Origin of the sequence: Pseudoalteromonas sp. S1610, from assembly GCF_005887465.1 — a bacterium.
Taxonomy (GTDB): domain Bacteria; phylum Pseudomonadota; class Gammaproteobacteria; order Enterobacterales; family Alteromonadaceae; genus Pseudoalteromonas; species Pseudoalteromonas undina.
Genome location: NZ_PNDI01000093.1, coordinates 1 through 603, shown reverse-complemented (window position 1 = coordinate 603; position 603 = coordinate 1). Strand labels below are relative to the sequence as shown.

At 40.6% G+C, this 603-nt stretch carries 1 pseudogene; it reads right to left on the bottom strand.

The features are described from left to right. Positions 1-603 (bottom strand): annotated as a pseudogene (locus tag CWB77_RS17875) (peptidase M13); the annotation flags it as partial.

The following is a 603-nucleotide window of genomic DNA, read 5'->3' as shown; positions in this document are numbered from 1 at the left end:
CGAAATAGGCATTTAAATCAAACTCACCCATTAGCGAGTTAGCTTCAGCTACCGTCATTTTATTGTATGACTTAGTTGCATCACGGCTTTGCACTCGGCTCCACTGTGCATCAGCAAGTGTCGTTTCAAGTGCTAATATCGCTTTGGCTGCATCAGCGGCATTATTAACGCCAGCTTTAGCTAAAATATCGGTGATATACGTTTGATAAGCCGCGCGAATTTTTGTGAATTTTTCATCATCTTTTAAATAGTAGTCGCGGTCAGGTAAACCAAGTCCCGCTTGATAGGCATAAAGCGCATTTTCACTTGAGTTTTTAGCGTCATTATTAACATACCAGCCAAAAGGAAGATCGCCACCTTTAACTTGTAGCTGTGCCATCAGTGTGACCAACGCGGCTTTATCTTTCACTGTATCAATGCTTTTAATAGCTGGCTCAAGTGGCAAAATACCTAACTCTTCACGAGCATTTTCAGCCATATAGCTAGAATAAAATGCACCAATCTTATATTCATCTGAACCTGGTTTTGCACTACTATTAGCACTGGCGTTTTCAAGCACTGTTTTCATTGCTTTTTGCGATTCATCATATAACTGTGAGAACG